Origin of the sequence: Alcanivorax sp. 1008 (genome assembly GCF_020667895.1) — a bacterium.
Classification (GTDB): domain Bacteria; phylum Pseudomonadota; class Gammaproteobacteria; order Pseudomonadales; family Alcanivoracaceae; genus PGZG01.
The window spans coordinates 171,021-187,820 of sequence record NZ_JAFMPS010000004.1 but is presented as its reverse complement, the minus strand read 5'-3'; the positions used below and the strand labels follow the sequence as shown (position 1 = coordinate 187,820).

Here is a 16,800-nt window from a genome sequence, read left to right as displayed (position 1 = left end):
CCACGCGTAGCGTGGCCTTTTTTTGATCCGGCCTCTCGCTTTACATCGTTGCCACTGCTTTGCGGCCGTCCATTGGTATTGGTTTTACAATATCTGCGGCTATGCCTAGAATCAGTTCTCTGCGGGGAGAGGGGTATCGGGCGTGATTCTGTCACACAAGCACAAGTTCATTTTTATCAAGACCTGTAAGACAGCAGGTACTAGTCTTGAAATAGCCCTTTCAAAGTACTGTGGCGAAGAGGATATCATCACCCCCATCAGCTCGGTGGATGAGGAGGTGCGGCGATCCCTGGGTTATCGTGGTCCGCAGCATTATCTTAAGCCGATTGCTGAGTACTCCTTTGGTGATTACGTGACTCGCATCAGAAAGCGGCAGCCTGTCAGCAAGTTCTTTAACCATATATGGGCAAAGGATATTCGCGATCAGGTGCCGGCAGATGTTTGGCAAAGCTACTTCAAGTTCTCGATTGTGCGGAGCCCTTTTGATCGCGCCGTAAGTCGCTTTTTCTGGCGTAATCGTCATCGTGAGGATCTGGACCTTGCGGAGTTTCGCAGCTTTTTGTTCAAGGATCCCGAGGCGTTGGGCCGCAATCGCAAACGCACCGAGATTGATGGCAAGCCGGTGACAGAGTTTATGGTTCGATTCGAGCATCTTCAGGAAGACTTGACGACTCTCGCCGAGAAGCTAGGTCTCCCCGCAACGCTGCCCGATGAGTTTCGCTCGTTCGGTGCGAAGAAAGGCCACCGCCCGAAGAATGCAGGGGCTAAAGAGTTATTCGCCGATTTTGATGAGGGAATTGAGCTGATTCAGAGGGTGTGCAAAGACGACATCGCTGAGTTCGGCTACAAAGCGCCTTAACAGGATTTGGTGGGCCCAGCAGGACTTGAACCTGCAACCAACGGATTATGAGTCCGCTGCTCTAACCAATTGAGCTATAGGCCCGAAAGAAACACCGGCCCGAGCGGACCGGTGCTGTTTTTACCTCAGAGGAACTTAGTTGTCACCGTCGAGGAAGCTGCGCAGGTGCTCCGAGCGTGACGGATGACGCAGCTTACGCAGCGCCTTGGCTTCGATCTGACGGATCCGCTCACGGGTGACGTCGAACTGCTTGCCGACTTCTTCCAGGGTGTGATCGGTATTCATATCGATGCCGAAACGCATGCGCAGCACTTTCGCTTCCCGGCCGGTCAGGTTGGCCAGCACTTCACGGGTCGCTTCTTCCAGGCCAATCATGGTGGCTCGGTCAATGGGCGACTCGATGGTGCCGTCCTCGATGAAATCACCCAGGCTCGAGTCTTCATCATCGCCAATTGGCGTTTCCATGGAGATCGGCTCTTTGGCGATTTTCAGCACCTTGCGAACCTTGTCTTCCGGCATTTCCAGGCGCACGCCCAGTTCTTCCGGAGTGGGCTCTCGGCCCATTTCCTGCAGCATCTGACGCTGCACCCGATTGATCTTGTTGATTGTCTCGATCATGTGTACCGGGATACGGATGGTGCGGGCCTGATCAGCAATCGAACGGGTGATTGCCTGACGAATCCACCAGGTGGCATAGGTTGAGAACTTGTAACCGCGACGGTACTCGAATTTATCTACCGCTTTCATCAGGCCGATGTTGCCCTCCTGAATCAGGTCGAGGAACTGCAGGCCACGGTTGGTGTATTTTTTGGCAATCGAGATAACCAGACGCAGGTTGGCTTCGACCATTTCTTTCTTGGCGCGACGCGCTTTGGCCTCGCCAATGGATACGCGTCGGTTGATTTCCTTGATTTCGGAAACCGGCATGCCAAATTTTTCTTCCAATTGCTGCACGCGGCGCTGAGCTCGTGCGATATCTTCGCGCACGGCTTTCAGGCTATCTGCCCAAGCCTTGGATTTTTTGCTGCTGGTTACTTCGTCAACCCAGGACAAGTTGGACTCATTGCCGGGGAAGGTAGATATGAAGTCAGCTCGCGGCATACGACCACGCTTTACCGCGGCCAGCATAATTTCTTTTTCCAACTTGCGAATCATATCGAGGGAGGTGCGGACTTGACGTAGCAGGTCGTCATAAATCCTTGGAACCAGCTTGAACAGGGTGAAATGCTCGGCCAGAGACTCAAGAGCTTTGGCGCTACTGTTGTGGTCGCGGCCATTGCGCTTCAGGGACTTCTGAAGTTTTTCGAAGCGGCTCTTCAGCTCGTTGAAGCGCTCGGCCGCCAATACCGGATCCAGGCTGCCATCATCTTCGTCCGAATCGTCATCGCTATCTGAGTCGTCATCGTCCGTTTCTTCGCCAGCAGCTTTCGCTTTTGCCTTTGCCGCAAAGGATGGTTCGTCACGGTTATTGCTGCCGTTGTGATTGCCGGTGGTTACGGCAGCGGCGCCATCATCGTTGGGATCAAGATAGCCGGCAATGATATCCGACAGGCGCCGCTCTTCTGTGGCAACTCGGTCGAACTCGGCGACAACAGTTTCGATAACGCCGGGCCAGAAAGCTGCCGCGTGCATAACTTCGCGGATGCCTTCTTCGATACGTTTGGCAATTTCGATTTCGCCTTCACGGGTGAGCAGTTCGACCGTGCCCATCTCGCGCATATACATACGCACCGGGTCGGTGGTCCGGCCTGGTTCATTCTCTACTGCGGCAAGTACGGCGGCGGCTTCCTCGGCGGCCACTTCATCGCCGCTGTCTGGACTTTCGTCCATCAGCAGCTGTTCGGCATCGGAAGCCTTTTCGACTACCGGGATGCCCATGTCGTTGATCATCTGGATGATGTCTTCGACCTGATCCGTATCGGTAATCGAATCCGGCAGGTGGTCATTCACCTCGGCGTAGGTCAGGTAGCCCTGTTCCTTGCCAAGGGTGATCAACAGCTTGAGCTGGGATTGTTGCTGCTCTTTCTCGGTTGCCATGAATTATGCCTGTGAGAACGAGGGGGATGACAGCACTGACCACGGGGCGCGACTGTCGTTCCCCTCAGGGTGCTGAGAAACCGCGCATTATAGGCTGCTTTGCCTCTGCTCGCCAGCCACAGCTGCGTAATGGTCAGTCGAGGCGGCGGCGCTGGTGTTGGCGGGCGGCGGCCAGCTGGGTGCTGAGTTTTGCCAGCAGGTGGATATCCGGGCTCTCGGCATGGCGGGCCCGATCCAGAGATTGCTCCAGCCAGCGGATTTCCAGCTCGGTAACGCCGCCACGCCAGTCATTCAGGGCGGCGGCTTCGTCCGCCGGCACCTGCTCGGATTGGCGCATCACTTCGGCGATCAATTCGCCCTGATCCATTGCCATCAGCGCGCCCAGCAGTGCCGGGCCGGGCATTTCTGGTTGTTCTGTAAGCAGGTCGATGACCTGAATGAGAACGTCCATCTGTGTCTCTTCCAGCTCTTCGACGCCCGGTGGCAGGGGGCACTCACTCAGTATCTGCGGATGCTGAACCAAAATCAGTAGCAGGCGCTCCACCAGTGAAAGGCGTAGCCGCCTGGAGGGCGCTGCACTGCGCTGCGGTTGACGCCGATGAGGGGCTGTGCCGGTATCGGGATACGCGGGTTCTGCATCCAGCCATGGTGGCGGGCCATCATAATCCGGTGGCATATGAGCTTGTTGTGGGGGCGTGTTTGGGGCGCTTGGTGGCGTTGGCTCCGGGTCGCTGGCCAGTATGGCCAGCTCCGCCTCATCCAGTCGTGTCAGGCTGGCCAGCTCCTTGCGCAGCAGGCTGCGGTAGAACTCGCCGCGGGGCAGGCGAATCAGCGGTAGCGCCAGCCGCGCCAGCCGGGCGCGGCCGTCTACGCTGCTGATATTGAGGCCTTCAGACAAATGGTTGAACAGGTATTCGGCCAGGCCGGGGGCGTCCGCGGCCAGAGCCAGCAGGGCTTCGCGCCCTTGCTGGCGCACCAATGTGTCCGGGTCTTCGCCATCGGGCAGAAACAGGAAGCGGGCCTGCTTGCCGTCTTCCAGTACCGGCAGGGTGTTCTCCAGAGCCCGCCAGGCGGCGCGCCGGCCGGCTTCATCGCCGTCAAAGCAGAACACCACTTCGTCCACCTGTTTGAACAGCTTCTCTGCATGCTCACCACTGGTGGCGGTGCCCAGGGTGGCAACCGCATTGGGGATGCCGTGCTGAGCCAGAGCGATGACATCCATATAGCCTTCAACCACGAATAACTGATTGTGCTTGTCGCGACTCTGGCGCCACTCCCACAGGCCGTAGAGCTCTCGACCTTTATGGAATACCGGGGTTTCCGGGGAGTTCAGGTATTTCGGCTTGCCATCGCCCAGCACCCGGCCACCAAAGCCGATGGTGCGGCCGCGGGCATCGCGGATGGGGAACATTATGCGGTCGCGGAATTTGTCGTAGACCCGGCCCGTGTCCTCGCGACGTACCAGCAGGCCGGCCTCTTCAGCCCGCTGCAGGCCGCTTTGGTCCAGTGACAGGGCGCTCATCAGGTTGTCGAAGCCGGGCGGGGCAAAGCCCACTCCGTAACGGGCTGCTACTTCACCGCTGAGGCCGCGCCCTTTCAGGTAGTCGACAGCGACTGTGCGCTCCGGCGCGCTTTTCAGCTGTTGCCGGAAAAACAGATCGGCGCGGGCCAGCAGGTCGTACATTTGTTGCAGCGCGCTTTTCTGGGCAGCGCTTTGTTGTGGCCGGTTGTCATCTTCCCGGGGGACTTCAAGTCCGGCTTTGTCGGCCAGCTGTTTGACGGCTTCCGGGAATGAAAGGCGCTCGTATTCCATCAGGAAACCCACCGCATTGCCGGTGGCGCCACAGCCGAAGCAGTAATAGAACTGCTTGTCCGGGGCAACGGTGAAGGATGGGGATTTCTCTTGATGAAACGGGCAGCAGGCCATCCAGTTTCGGCCGGCTTTTTTCAGCGGCACCCGGGCATTGATCAGCTCCACCACGTCGGTACGGGCGAGTAGATCTTGAACAAAATTTTCCGGTATCCGGGCCATGGGGTGTCGGGTGTGGTGATCGAAGCGGCAGTGTAACCGAAGAAGCTTCTGGTTGGGCTCGCATCCCGCTTCTTGCGGACATGAAAGTTGCACGATGCGAGGTCTTTGCCGTGATTCTGTCCTTCCGGGACCCTCGAAGACATGGATGTCTGAGAGGAGCCTACAGGGATGTATTCACGGCGTGTCCCGGAAGGACAGGATCACGGCAAAGACCGTAGAAGATCACTGCGACACCGTAAAAAGGGAGGGTGTTCAGACTAACCGCTGTTTGACCTGACCGCTGACAGCGCCAAGATCAGCCCGGCCCTGCAGTTGCGGTTTGAGGATGGCCATCACTTTGCCCATGGCCTGCATGCCGGTTTCGCCAACCTGGGCGATGGCTGCGTCAATGGCGCTGTTGATCTCGTCCTGGGACAGGGCGGCGGGCATAAATTCGCGCAAAATGGCCGCTTCGATATCTTCCTTGTCGGAAAGATCGGTGCGGCCGGCATCACGGAACTGGGTGCTGGCGTCGATGCGCTGCTTGATCTGCTTATCGAGGATGGCCAGCACGCGGGCGTCGTCTAGCTCAATGCGCTCGTCGACTTCCACTTGCTTCAGAGACGCCAAAGCCATGCGGATTACGGTCAGCCGGTGCTGATCCTTGGCCCGCATGGCCTCTTTCATCGCGTTGGTCAGCTGATCTTTGAGGGCGCTCACGGCCTCTCCTCGAAGGATCAGTACAGACGCTTGCGGTTAAGCTGTTCGCGCTGCAGCTTCTTCTGGTGACGCTTTACAGCGGCAGCAGCTTTGCGCTTGCGCTCTTGGGTCGGCTTTTCGTAAAACTCGCGGCGACGTACTTCAGCCAGAACACCGGCCTTCTCGCAGGAACGCTTGAAACGACGCAGTGCAACGTCAAACGGCTCGCCTTCTTTAACTTTCACTTGCGGCATGCGCAATCACCTTCCAGAGGGTACTTGAATACGGGCCGATACCACCGGGTACCGACAAAGAGGCGCGCATTCTACCCGAGCCTTGACGGATTGCAAACAGCAGAAATGGTCCGATTTGCTGTGAGCGACTGCCAATCCCGGCTATCCTTGCTCCCCCCACCCTTGTGCCATGGCAGGTATTACCCTCGATCATGATCATTCTTGGCATTGAAACCAGCTGTGACGAGACCGGCATCGCCCTGTATCACACCGATAAGGGCCTGCTCGGTCAGGCCCTGTTCAGTCAGGTGGAGTTGCACGCCCTGTACGGAGGGGTAGTGCCAGAGCTGGCCAGTCGTGACCATGTGCGCCGGGTGTTGCCATTGATCCGGCAAGTGCTTGAGGAGGCTGGCTGTCAGCCAGAAGATATTGATGGGGTGGCCTACACCGCAGGTCCAGGTCTTGCCGGAGCCCTGCTGGTGGGTGCCTCCACTGCCAGAGCGCTGGCCTTTGGCTGGGGAGTGCCGGCGCTGCCGGTACACCATATGGAAGGTCATTTGCTGGCGCCGCTGCTGGAGGAGGGTGGGCCACAGTTCCCGTTTGTCGCCTTGCTGGTCAGTGGCGGCCATACCCTGCTGCTGGAGGCGAAGTCGCTGGGTCAATATATCCCGTTGGGCGAGTCCGTCGATGATGCTGCTGGCGAAGCCTTTGATAAGGTCGCCAAGATGATGGGGCTCGGCTATCCCGGCGGCCCGCGCATTGCTGCGCTGGCTGAAAAGGGCAAACCGGCCCGTTTCACCTTCCCGCGCCCGATGACTGACCGGCCTGGCCTGGATTTCAGTTTTTCCGGATTAAAAACTTTTGCCATGAACACCATGAGCCGCTGCCGTGATGCCGACGGCAAACTCAGTGATCAGGATATGGCGGATATCGCCCGCGCCTTTGAAGAGGCGGTGGTAGAAACGCTGGTGATCAAATGCCGTCGTGCCATGGAGCAAACCGGTCAGAAAACGCTGGTGATGGCCGGTGGCGTCAGTGCTAACAAACGGCTGCGTGCGCGCCTTGCACAAGCGCTGGGCGAAAAAAATGTGCGAGTGTTTTATCCGCGGCAGGAATACTGCACTGATAACGGCGCCATGATTGCCTTCGCGGGGGCGCTGCGTATGGCCGCCGGCGAACATGCTGAAAGCCTGGCAATCAGCGTGCGGCCGCGCTGGCCATTAGCAGAGTTGCAGCCTCCGCAGGGCACCATCGGCTGACGGCCTCTGCAGCTGGTCTGTTCAAGTATTACAGCTCCGCCATAACCGGTTTGCCAGAGCGGCGACTGTTTAGCCAAATTGCTCCCAGTACCGGAGCGCCAAGCAACGCAGCGATCAGTTCCACCAGCAAATTGCCCTCGGTTTTTTGGCCGCGTAGCCGCGCCAGCACGGCGTCCGCACTGTTGCCGGTCAGGTTGGCAAAATAGATGGCATGGATATAGGCCATGATTTCCCGTCGCTCGCCGGCATTGAAATGCTGCTGCAGTTTGTCTCGAGCTACTTTGGATGGATGGCGCACGCTATCGGCAAAATGTTTTCCGAAAAGAATGGCCACTGCTTCTCGCTCTTCAACGCTGCCAGGGTCGCTGCCAAGATCGCGGCCAAGCAGCGCATTCAGGGAGTCCATATCAACACCATTTTCCAGCGCCAGCCCTGTGTGCACCCAGCTGCAATAGCGGCAATCATTAACGCTTGTCACGGCGAGCATAATTTCCTCGCGCAAAGCCGGGGACAACGAGGGGCGAATCAGGGCATGGATGAGAATCGGCATGGTGATGCCCGCAGCTGCCAGAGATCGGCCCAGTAGCGGCAGGGTAAAAGTACGTTTGCGAAATACGGCTGCTTGAATGTCGCTCATGCGACCTCCTGATGTGTTGACGGTGACGAGGAAATAAGCTGTGCTGCAATATGACCTGCCCAGGCGGCAATGGTCATCGAGGGCGGTACACCCGGCGCAGCTGGCAGTGCGCTGCCATCGGCGATAAACAGTCCCGGGATGTCGTGTACTTCCCCGCATGCGTTAATCACGCTGTCGGCCGTACTCTGGCCAAGGCGTGCGCCACCAAATGGATGCACGGTGATTGGTCGATCGCGAAGAAAATATACTTTCTTGCCGCTCAGTGAGCTGATTCGGTCAAAGGCGGTATAGATATCTGCCAGCACGGAGCTGTTGCGTTGCGGGTAATTCAGTTTCAGTCGGCTCCCTTGCCAGCTGGCCGTGCCATCTCCCTGATCGGCGCCCATGCCGACTAGTACCAGGTCTCGCTTCAGTCTTGCCCGCAATGAGGATGGCATGGGAATCCGGTCGACACCGTTCAGGCCATAGCGAGTCAGGTCAGTATGGTTATCTTGCAGAGTAAAACGACCGTGACAGGGTGTGCCAGTGGAATAGTCCCGCCCGGTTTCGTTGCATGGCCAGTAGGCCGGTACATCACCGTTGCCGCCGATACGTTGGCCGAGTGCCGGCATGCCGTTAAGGCTGCCGTGGGCGCGGCTGGAAAATAGCAGTCGTAGCGTGTTAAGTGTGCCGGCGGCCAGCACCACGCGTCCTGCCAGCAGGGTGCGGATACGGTTGTGTTGATTGTCCTTAACGGTGAGGCGGAAGCCTTGATCGGTTTGGCAGATATCCATCACTTCGTGGCGGTCCCGTACGCTCAGCCCGCGCTCAAGCAGCGGCAGCAGCAGGCGCTCGTCCAGTGATACTTTGCTGTTGTCCTGACTGCCGAAAAAACTGTTGTTGCTGAATCGCCCCCGAGCAAACCGGAATCCCATTTCCGGCTGGCGCACACCGGCGACGTTCATCCATGTTGGGCGGCGGCTGTCGGTGATGATGCTGTTCGGCACCAGTGCGTCGCTGCTGGCCACTGTGCGGCTGCCCATTTTTTCCAGAATCCAGTCGTAGTGCGCGGCAATTGTGGTGCCTGACAGGGCATCATGATGTCCATCCCAGTAGTCTTCTGCCGGGCGCACATTCATGGCGGAATAAACATGGGAGCCGCCGCCAACACCACTGCTGCAGATCATGCTGAGCTGGCTGTCGTAATGCAGATCAAACAGGCCATCACCATGCAGGTTTATCTGTCCGCCGGGCAGCCAGCTTGCAGAAACCCTTCGTAGCGCATGGCTGAAAAAACTCTTTCCCGCTGGTAGTGGCGCCCGTGCACTGATGTTGGCGGCGCGGATAGCATCCGTGTCACGCCATGGACCACGCTCCAGTAAAGTCACCTTGGCGCCGGCGGAAACCAGTTTTGCCGCGGTGGTGGCACCGCCAAAGCCGCTGCCGATAACAATGATGTCGTGCTTTTCGGCAACCACATTACTCTCCTTGCAAGGTGAACCACAGCAGGGTTGTCTGTCCGCGATCGGTTTGCCACAGCATGCGGCACAGCCACTGATCCTTGCGTAGCTGCCGTGCCTCGCCGCGGATACGGCGCAGTAGCGCCGGGTTGCGTTCGACGTTGTAGTCCAACCACAGAGAGTGCTGCCCGTCGGCGCCGGTTTGCTGGCTGATGTGGTAATGGCCCAGTGCCGGGCCGTTCAGCCACAGCAAATGATTACTGCCTTTGTCATTGCTGAAAGACTTGCCGCGCCACGGATTAAGTGGGGTAGATAGCAGGGCATAAAGCCCCCGGGCTAGCGGGCGGGGCAGAAAGGTGAGGCCATGGACAGCAAACAGCTTTCCATGCAGGTGTCCTGATGGTGCTGCGCCGACTGGCAGGGTGGCGAAAAGGTCAGCCAGTTCCTGATCGCGCCAGTCACTGAGCTGAATGGGAGTGGTAAGGGAAATCTGGGTCATGCCGGCAGCTCCACAAGTTGGATGTCCGGCATCATCAAGGCAAACGTACAGGGCGACAAACGATGCTTTTTACGACTCGGTTAAGTTTTACTTAACCGCTGCGGGCAGACTGTCGAGCTGGGTCTTTAGCCAGTTGAGAAAAGTCTGGATGTCAGTGCGCTCGGCCTGGTCCTCTCGCATCACTGCATAGACCGACTCCGGCAGTGGCCCCAGGGCGGGCCATGGGGCGGCTAGCCGCTTGCTATCCAGTAGAGGTTGCTCCAGCGGCAGAATCGCCAGTGCGACTCCCACAGTTTCCGCCGCCTCAATGGCCGCCGGGTAGTCATCCACGAAAAACTGCTTGTCAGAACAGGGCTTGCCGAGCCCGGACATGGCAAAAAACCGTGTCCAGCTATCGGCCCGTTCGGTCATCTGAATCAGCGGCAGTTGCGCCAATCGCTCCGGGTGATGGGAAAGGTCGTGCTCGGAAGCCATTGCTGGCGGGCACACTGGCAGCACATACAGGTCGAGCAGTTTCTCGTGCACGCAGCCGGGCCAGGGCGGCTGGCCGAAGCGAATGGCCAGATCAATATCCTGTTTGCCGAGATCGGCATAACGCAGGCTGGCATCAAGGCGCAGCTCAATATCAGGATGTCTTTGCTGGAAATCGGTTAATCGTGGCAGCACGATGCGGCTGGCCAGCGGCGGCATCAGGCTAACACGCAGAGTGCGACTGGATTGCCGGGTGAGGGCGCGGGTACTGCGATCAATGCCATCGAGGTGCTGCTGGATATCTCGCCAGTAGCGTTCGCCGGACTCGCTCAGGATGAGCCCGCGCGGTTGGCGCTCGAACAGGGCAACGCCCAAATCTTCTTCCAGTTTGCGCATTTGCTGGCTGACTGCAGAAGGGGTGATGCACAGTTCGTCCGCCGCGAGGGTAAAGCTGAGATGGCGCCCGGCGACCTCAAAGGTGCGCAGCAGATTCAATGACGATAACGGCCGCTTCATGCGCCAGATCCACTATTGACGCGGTTTCGGTTTGCCAAAGCCGAGCTCCTCGCCGGACAGCAATTTGCGGATATTGGCGTGATGCCGGCCGATCAGCACCACACTAAGCAGCACCATGGGCCAGAACGCTGCGGGCAGCCAGAAGGCAATAACCGCGGGCATAACGACAAAGGCAACCATGGATGCCAGTGAGGAAATTCTGAGGAGGGCAAACAGGCATAGCCAGATTCCGCCGGTTAGCAGGCCGGTGGGCCAGTGCAGGGCAAACAGCAGGCCAAAGGCGGTGGCCACGCCTTTGCCTCCCTGAAAGCGGAAAAATACCGGGAAAAGGTGGCCCAGAAAGGCAAACCAGCCAGTCAGGGCGGCAATCAGCACGGGTAGCTCCAGCCAGTAGAGCGCTGCCAGAACCGGAATCACTCCCTTCAGAACGTCTCCGGCCAGTGTTAGTGCCGCTGCGGGTTTGCCGCCCAGTCGCAATACATTGGTGGCGCCGGGATTATTGGAGCCCTGAGTACGTGGATCCGGCAAGCCGAACAGCTGGCAGACCAGAATGGCACTGGAAATGGAGCCGCCCAGATAGGCAGCGATGCATAACAGGGCAGTAATAAGCCCATGATCCTGTAATGTGGCGAAATCCACCGGCTATAATCCTCCGTCCCTCGGCGTCACAGAGACTGCCTGAACTGACCGCGGCTGAACAGCCCCGTATGTAATGAAGGATGCGTGCATGATGGCACTCTCTTCGCTAAATCCTGACGTGGCTGCGGCCAGACTGCTCAGACCCTGACCCCGCAACGAGGCATATTATGGACATCGTTTATATCCGTGACCTGAAAGTGGCAACGGTGATTGGCATTTTTGACTGGGAGCGTCGTATCCGCCAGACCGTTAGTCTGGACCTGGAGATGGCCACCGATATCCGCCGCGCGGCGGCCAGTGACCATATTGATGATGCGCTTGATTACAAGGCTGTCGGTAAGAGGCTGATTGGCTTTATCGAAGCCTCCGAGTTCCAGCTTGTTGAGACTCTGGCGGAGCGCGTCGCCGAGATTGTTGTGCAAGAGTTTTCAGTGCCCTGGTTGCGATTGCGGGTATCCAAGCCCGGTGCTCTGCGTGGCTCGCAGGACGTCGGGATTATTATTGAACGGGGTGACAAACAGGCATGACACGGGTTTACCTGAGCTTTGGTTCCAATATCGACCGTGAGCGCAATATTCGTTCCGGGCTAGATGCGCTGGCGCAGCATTTTTCTCAGTTGATCTTGAGCCCGGTATACGAGAGTGCCGCAGTTGGCTTTGATGGCGAGCCGTTTCTCAATCTGGTGGTGGCCATTGATACGGATCTGGCGGTGGGTGATTTGTCGTCCCTGCTGCGTGCTATCGAGGCCGATCATGGGCGCACTCGGGGCGAGAAAAAGTTTGCCAGCCGGACACTGGATATCGACATTCTTACCTACGGGGACAGGGTCGGTCTGATTGATGGCGTTGAGTTACCCCGTGATGAAATTCTCAAGCATGCTTTTGTATTGAAGCCGCTGGCAGATATCGCCCCGGCTGAATTGCATCCGGTGCGTGGTAGTTCCTATACAGCGCTTTTGGCGGGCAAGGATTTTTCTGCCCAATCACTGTGGCAGGTTCCGTTTATTTGGCCCTGAGTTTTTTTGTCGATTAATAACGATGGGCGGTCATTTCTGACTGGGCCCAGCGGAAAAAATCATAGTCCATTTTCACCAGGCCGCCAGGGTAGCGAGCATCAATTGCGTCTGCTGTGGGCCATTGGCCGCTTTTTTCCATGTCATGCAGTATCCGGCGCAGAGTTTGCTGGCCGATCGGTGATGACATCATGAAGTACACCATGCCCCAGGCAATGCTGTAGGGAATGGCATCCATATTGTGAGCCATTTCCCGCCAGCGTTGTTCCGGCAGGTTCAGATAGCTGCGCAGGCTAACTAATTCGCCACCTTCTACCCAGTTGCGAATCCGTGCGGCTGCTGCCGGATAGGGGGCTATCTCAATGGCATTGTTACGCTGTTGAAGCATTTGCACATATTGGGCCATGCCTTCATGGATCCAGCTCGGCGCTCGGGGCGCCAGTTGGGCCAGAATAACGTGGCTGGACTCGTGCAAAATGGTTTGTACCACTCGCTCTTCGCTGGCCCAGTTCCAAACCGCCACTTCTTTGGTGGCGGTAACGTACACGCCACTGACTAAACCACCGACAGGCTCGCCGGTTCGCGCGCTCAGCCAGCGATCAAACTCTTGTTTGCTTTCGATCAGAGAGAGTTTTACCGAGACATCGCCGCGTACATCCAGGCCCAGAGTGCCGGTATAGAGCGACAGTATGGCATTGAGCCCTTCCCGTACCTGCTGCTCTGCGGCTTCACTAAGATTGAAGTCGACGCGCTGGAACTCCACAACACCTGACCGGCTCTCAGGTTCTGCGGTGGCATACAGGGAAGCGCTGTCATCATTTATGGGTGGCTTGTCGGAAAAGTGCAGGCGTCCCTGTTCGTCTCGCCATTGATAAACACCGGCCTGTGCCAGTGGGCTTAGCAGCACCAGTGCAATAGCTATTCTGTGCAGTTTTCGGCAATCCATTGACTCACCTTTTTCCGGTCAGCGGCGACTTGCTCAAGAGACACGTCGCGACCCTCGCCATCCTCGTCGACATACACGACTCGCCCGCTCAAGGCTTTCAGATCCCGTTTCGCCTGGGCACAAAGCGGCGCCATTTTTTGTCTACGCTGCTTGGCCTCTTCCTGGCGCAAGCGCTCTTCTTCTTGTTGTTTTTGCTCTTCGCCACTGCGCAGCCGCTCTAGCCGCTCGAACCGTTGCCGCACTTCATCGTCCTGACCAAGCAGTGGTTGGGGTTTGAGCTGTAATTGCTCCGGCGCACGGTCTTCAGGAGGACGATCACCGAAATGGACACGACCATCTTCGTCGGTCCAGCGATACAGGTCCTGCGCTATTGACATACTAGCCGGCAGCAGTGCCAGCAGAGCAACGAGTCGAAGCATGATCATCCTCCTTGAAATCCCAACGAGCGGCCGCCGTCCACCGCAACAATCTGCCCGGTGACATAGGGTGCATCCAGCGCCAGAAAGGTAACCATAGCGGCAATGTCGGTGGGGGCGCCACAGCGCTTGAGCGCTGTGGCAGCAATAATTGACGACTGGTTGTCCTGACCCTGTTCCGGCCACAGGATAGGGCCCGGCGATACACCGTTGACCCGCACATCCGGGCCCAGCTCGCGGGCGCTGCTGCGGGTTAGCATGGCAAGACCGGCCTTGGCCATACAGTAGAGGGTGTGCTGGGCCAGCGGCTTTTCTGCATAGACGTCAATAATGTTAATGATGCAGCCCTTGTGTTCCGCCAGAATCGGGGCCAGCGACTCGGTGAGGATGTATGGGGCGCGCAGGTTACTATTTATCAGCCTGGTCCAATCCTCATCGGTGCTGCTGCCCATTGGGGTTGGATAGAAAGATGAAGCATTGTTGACCAGTAAATCCAGTCGCCCCCATTTCTGGACGGCTGTGTTGGCAAGGGCGCGCACCTGATCGGGACTATCCAGATCGGCCTGCAGGGCGCAGGCCGATTGCGGGCGTATCTGATTCAGCTCTTCGACCAGTGCATCCGCTTCACCGGCGCTATTGCGATAGTGAATGATTAGATGCATGCCGCGCTGATGGAGTTTACGGGCAGTTTCTGCGCCGAGCCGTCTGGCAGCGCCGGTAATCAGGGCGACAGGGTTAGCCATGTCTGCTTGAGCTCCTTCAGTAAATGAATACGGGCTTTGTCGATTGCCTCGCCTAATTGCGGTCCAGTAAAACCTTGTGCCCGTATTGCATTGATATCAACGTTACCTACCGCTTCAGCGGCGCGACGCAGGTAATCCGCCTGTGGGTAGTCCCGTTCGGCAAAACCAAGTCGGCCGCGGGCATCGGCTTCGCAGGCACCGAGAAATAATTCCAGTCGCTGCGGCCGGCGTACGGCATCTAGAGCCTTGAACAGCTTCCATACCGTTTCTGCTTTCAGTTCCAGTGCCCGGTGACAGTGGGTGTGGAAACGGGCCACTAATACGCCAATATCACGGCACTCGTTGGGCGCCCTGAGTCGAGTGGCAACCTGCTCTGCGAGCCCGGCACTGCGTTCCTCGTGGGCGATATGCCGCGGCCACTCGGCGGGCTCTGTTAAGCCCTTGCCAAGATCGTGCACCAGCACTGCGAAACGTGCCGTCAATGGCAGCCCCATGAGCGCCGTTTGTTTCAGGGCAAGATACTGATGCTCCAGTGTGTCGATTTCAGGATGGTGGGCAGCGGGTTGTGGCACACCACGTAGTCGTGCCAGTTCTGGTAGCAAAACCTGCAGTGCCCCGCACTGTTCCAGTACGGCAAAGTAAATCTGCGGGTCCTGCTCCATCAGGCCCTTCTCCGTCTCTTTCCAGACCCGTTCGGCAGTCAGGTGAGCCAGTTCGCCACTGTCACTGAGTTGGCGCATTAGTGTTAGCGTTTCTTCGGCGACACGAAAGCCAAGCCAGTGGTAGCGGGCAGCAAAGCGGGCCACTCGAAGTACCCGCAGAGGGTCTTCAGCAAAGGCTTCGGAAACGTGGCGTAGCCAGCGTCCTTTAAGATCGCGCAAGCCACCATGGGGGTCAATCAGTGGGCCGCCCGGTTCGCGGGCCATGGCGTTGATGGTCAGGTCGCGGCGCAGCAGATCCTCTTCCAGCGTTACCTCAGGGGACGCATTGAAGGTAAAGCCGTGATAGCCATGACCAGCCTTTCGCTCGGTGCGGGCAAGGGCATATTCCTCGCCGCTACGCGGGTGAATGAACACCGGGAAATCCTTGCCCACGGGAGTAAACCCTTGGGACAGCATCTGTTCCGGCGTGGCGCCGACCACCACCCAGTCCTTTTCCGTGACCTTGAGGCCGAGCAGCTGATCGCGCACGGCTCCCCCCACCAGATAATTTTTCAATTTGTGACTTGCCTGTGCCGGACTGAATGCAGATGATGTTCGCACGATGAAGAGCAGCCGCAAACAACCAATGCTGAAAGTTGCAATGCGAGTCGCCCGCGCCTGGTGTGGGGGAGCGCTGCCGGCTGTCTGATTCATAGTACTGAATTCAACCAAAGCCGCAGCGTAAAGCACCTGCGGCTTTTTTTGTGCCCGGTGCCCGCTGCCCATACCAAGGAGAAAAACCGTGCCTGTCGGGCTCGCCTATCTGATCGTTGTACTGGTTTGGGCCACCACACCGCTTGCTATCAAATGGAGTGCGGAAACCTTTATGCCGGTGACCGCCGTGATGCTGCGCATGATGCTGGCGGTGGCTGTCGGTCTGCCGTGGTTGTGGCTGCTGGGCCAGCGTCTGCGCTGGGATCGGTTGGCAATCAAGAGTTACGCGGCGGCGCTGCCGGGCGTGTTTGGCGCCATGTCGCTGAGTTATCTGGCATCGGTGTATGTGGCCTCGGGGCTGATCTCGGTGATGTTCGGGCTGGCGCCATTGCTGTCCGGCTTCATGCTGCAGCTGTTGCCTAATCCGGTGCGTCTGAATCTCTGGCACTGGGCCGGCTGTGTCACCGGTGTCGGTGGTCTGGCGTTGGTGTTTGCCGATGCCCTGCAGGGTGGCAATCAGTTGATCGGCATCCTGTTACTGCTCGGCGCGGTGACCGGGTTCAGTGTCAGTGGCATTGCCGTGAAGCAGGTTGCCGCCGGGCTCGGGCCGCTGCCACAAACGCTGGGGTCGCTGATTATCAGCCTGCCTTGTTTCTGGGGGCTGTGGTTCGTTATGGGCGAGAGCTTTACCGTTGGCGAGGCAATGCATGGCGTCTGGGCAGTGCTGTATCTGGCCCTGTGCGGCTCGCTGATTGGCTTCGTCTGCTACTTCAAGGTTCTGGCCAGCCTGTCCGCCGCCACGGTAGCGCTAATTACCCTGATGACGCCGGTGCTGGCGCTGCTACTCGGCGCCCTGTTCAACGGCGAACAGCCGGGACTGAATGTGATTGTCGGGGCGCTAGTGATTATGTTCGGGCTGGCGCTGTACTTCCTTGGTGATCGTCGTACCAGGGCAGCGCTGGTGGGGGCCGTGGGGCATTGAGTCAGTTTTTGGCCTGACAGGCCTTGACCATGAGGCTTGCCGAGTTC

The 16,800-nt window shown here is 58.2% G+C and carries 18 protein-coding genes and 1 tRNA gene; 5 read left to right on the top strand and 14 right to left on the bottom strand.

Annotation, left to right across the window (positions count from 1 at the left end; all coding sequences use genetic code 11):
- Positions 1-142: 142 nt before the first annotated feature.
- The gene (locus J1C54_RS07495) at positions 143-859 is read left to right on the top strand and encodes a sulfotransferase family 2 domain-containing protein (RefSeq protein ID WP_229146165.1); all 717 of its coding nucleotides are present in this window, start codon (positions 143-145) and stop codon (positions 857-859) included.
- 7 nt (positions 860-866) lie between these two features.
- Here J1C54_RS07495 and J1C54_RS07490 read toward each other — a convergent pair.
- The 5 genes from J1C54_RS07490 to rpsU all read right to left on the bottom strand — a co-directional run bounded on the left by J1C54_RS07490 (position 867) and on the right by rpsU (position 5,860).
- Positions 867-943, bottom strand: a tRNA-Ile gene (locus J1C54_RS07490).
- Between the two features lie 51 nt (positions 944-994).
- Complete coding sequence (gene rpoD / locus J1C54_RS07485) at positions 995-2,896, bottom strand: RNA polymerase sigma factor RpoD (RefSeq protein WP_229146164.1); 1,902 nt, start codon at positions 2,894-2,896, stop codon at positions 995-997.
- A gap of 133 nt (positions 2,897-3,029) precedes the next feature.
- On the bottom strand, positions 3,030-4,928 hold the full coding sequence (gene dnaG / locus J1C54_RS07480) for a DNA primase (protein WP_229146163.1): 1,899 nt from the start codon (positions 4,926-4,928) through the stop codon (positions 3,030-3,032).
- A 252-nt stretch (positions 4,929-5,180) separates the two neighbouring features.
- The gene (locus J1C54_RS07475) at positions 5,181-5,627 is read right to left on the bottom strand and encodes a GatB/YqeY domain-containing protein (protein WP_229146162.1); all 447 of its coding nucleotides are present in this window, start codon (positions 5,625-5,627) and stop codon (positions 5,181-5,183) included.
- A 17-nt stretch (positions 5,628-5,644) separates the two neighbouring features.
- Positions 5,645-5,860: a 30S ribosomal protein S21 gene (gene rpsU / locus J1C54_RS07470; protein WP_229146161.1), complete on the bottom strand. Its 216-nt coding sequence runs from the start codon at positions 5,858-5,860 to the stop codon at positions 5,645-5,647.
- A 191-nt stretch (positions 5,861-6,051) separates the two neighbouring features.
- Between rpsU and tsaD the strand changes: the two genes are divergently transcribed.
- Complete coding sequence (gene tsaD, locus J1C54_RS07465) at positions 6,052-7,098, top strand: tRNA (adenosine(37)-N6)-threonylcarbamoyltransferase complex transferase subunit TsaD (protein ID WP_229146160.1); 1,047 nt, start codon at positions 6,052-6,054, stop codon at positions 7,096-7,098.
- 28 nt (positions 7,099-7,126) lie between these two features.
- Here tsaD and J1C54_RS07460 read toward each other — a convergent pair whose 3' ends face one another.
- The 5 genes from J1C54_RS07460 to plsY all read right to left on the bottom strand — a co-directional run bounded on the left by J1C54_RS07460 (position 7,127) and on the right by plsY (position 11,299).
- A complete protein-coding gene (locus J1C54_RS07460; protein WP_229146159.1) occupies positions 7,127-7,735 on the bottom strand; it encodes a carboxymuconolactone decarboxylase family protein in 609 nt (202 codons plus the stop codon).
- Positions 7,732-9,192: a GMC oxidoreductase gene (locus tag J1C54_RS16715; RefSeq protein ID WP_229146158.1), complete on the bottom strand. Its 1,461-nt coding sequence runs from the start codon at positions 9,190-9,192 to the stop codon at positions 7,732-7,734. Before J1C54_RS16715 ends, J1C54_RS07460 begins: the two co-directional genes overlap by 4 nt.
- A 1-nt stretch (position 9,193) precedes the next feature.
- Positions 9,194-9,673: a hypothetical protein gene (locus tag J1C54_RS07450; RefSeq protein ID WP_229146157.1), complete on the bottom strand. Its 480-nt coding sequence runs from the start codon at positions 9,671-9,673 to the stop codon at positions 9,194-9,196.
- An 87-nt stretch (positions 9,674-9,760) separates the two neighbouring features.
- On the bottom strand, positions 9,761-10,660 hold the full coding sequence (locus J1C54_RS07445; RefSeq protein ID WP_229146156.1) for a LysR substrate-binding domain-containing protein: 900 nt from the start codon (positions 10,658-10,660) through the stop codon (positions 9,761-9,763).
- A gap of 12 nt (positions 10,661-10,672) precedes the next feature.
- A complete protein-coding gene (gene plsY, locus J1C54_RS07440) occupies positions 10,673-11,299 on the bottom strand; it encodes a glycerol-3-phosphate 1-O-acyltransferase PlsY (RefSeq protein WP_229146155.1) in 627 nt (208 codons plus the stop codon).
- 167 nt (positions 11,300-11,466) lie between these two features.
- On the opposite strand from plsY, the gene folB reads away from it, so the two are divergent.
- Both folB and folK read left to right on the top strand, forming a co-directional pair.
- A complete protein-coding gene (gene folB, locus J1C54_RS07435) occupies positions 11,467-11,826 on the top strand; it encodes a dihydroneopterin aldolase (RefSeq protein ID WP_229146154.1) in 360 nt (119 codons plus the stop codon).
- Positions 11,823-12,314, top strand: a complete 492-nt coding sequence (gene folK, locus J1C54_RS07430) for a 2-amino-4-hydroxy-6-hydroxymethyldihydropteridine diphosphokinase (RefSeq protein WP_229146153.1) — start codon at positions 11,823-11,825, stop codon at positions 12,312-12,314. The genes folB and folK overlap by 4 nt, the downstream gene beginning before the upstream one ends.
- 13 nt (positions 12,315-12,327) lie before the next feature.
- Here folK and J1C54_RS07425 read toward each other — a convergent pair whose 3' ends face one another.
- Genes J1C54_RS07425 through J1C54_RS07410 form a run of 4 tightly spaced genes read right to left on the bottom strand, consistent with a single transcriptional unit; the run spans position 12,328 to position 15,633 of the window.
- The gene (locus J1C54_RS07425) at positions 12,328-13,257 is read right to left on the bottom strand and encodes a DUF4124 domain-containing protein (protein WP_229146152.1); all 930 of its coding nucleotides are present in this window, start codon (positions 13,255-13,257) and stop codon (positions 12,328-12,330) included.
- Positions 13,230-13,676, bottom strand: coding sequence for a DUF4124 domain-containing protein (locus J1C54_RS07420; RefSeq protein WP_229146151.1), 447 nt, complete (start codon positions 13,674-13,676; stop codon positions 13,230-13,232). The genes J1C54_RS07425 and J1C54_RS07420 overlap by 28 nt, the downstream gene beginning before the upstream one ends.
- 2 nt (positions 13,677-13,678) lie before the next feature.
- Positions 13,679-14,416, bottom strand: a complete 738-nt coding sequence (locus J1C54_RS07415) for a pteridine reductase (RefSeq protein ID WP_229146150.1) — start codon at positions 14,414-14,416, stop codon at positions 13,679-13,681.
- On the bottom strand, positions 14,395-15,633 hold the full coding sequence (locus J1C54_RS07410; RefSeq protein ID WP_229146149.1) for a multifunctional CCA addition/repair protein: 1,239 nt from the start codon (positions 15,631-15,633) through the stop codon (positions 14,395-14,397). The genes J1C54_RS07415 and J1C54_RS07410 overlap by 22 nt, the downstream gene beginning before the upstream one ends.
- 226 nt (positions 15,634-15,859) lie before the next feature.
- On the opposite strand from J1C54_RS07410, the gene J1C54_RS07405 reads away from it, so the two are divergent.
- Positions 15,860-16,753, top strand: a complete 894-nt coding sequence (locus J1C54_RS07405; protein ID WP_229146148.1) for a DMT family transporter — start codon at positions 15,860-15,862, stop codon at positions 16,751-16,753.
- Positions 16,754-16,800: the final 47 nt, after the last annotated feature.